This window comes from Lysinibacillus sp. GbtcB16 (genome assembly GCF_019091145.1).
Classification (GTDB): domain Bacteria; phylum Bacillota; class Bacilli; order Bacillales_A; family Planococcaceae; genus Lysinibacillus; species Lysinibacillus fusiformis.
The window spans coordinates 1-245 of the sequence record NZ_JAGXJV010000746.1 but is presented as its reverse complement, the minus strand read 5'-3'; the positions used below and the strand labels follow the sequence as shown (position 1 = coordinate 245).

1 protein-coding gene is annotated in these 245 nt (G+C 41.2%); it reads left to right on the top strand.

The genetic code is table 11. The features are described from left to right. On the top strand, positions 1-245 hold a 245-nt coding region (locus KVT27_RS25785; RefSeq protein ID WP_217582294.1), incomplete at both ends, for a tyrosine-type recombinase/integrase.

The following is a 245-nucleotide window of genomic DNA, read 5'->3' as shown; positions in this document are numbered from 1 at the left end:
ATAAATTCAAAATGAAACATCGCCATGAGATTGAAGATTTTCACGACAAACATTTTGTTTTTTGCCGGGATAATGGATATCCCTTTATTCAGAAAAACATCCTGCAGCGCATGGAACGCATCCTTAAGAAAACGACAATAACCAAAACGGCCACTCCCCACATCTTTCGCCACACCCACATTAGTATGCTTGCGGAAGCAGATGTTGATCTAAAAACCATTATGCGCAGAGTTGGTCACGACGAT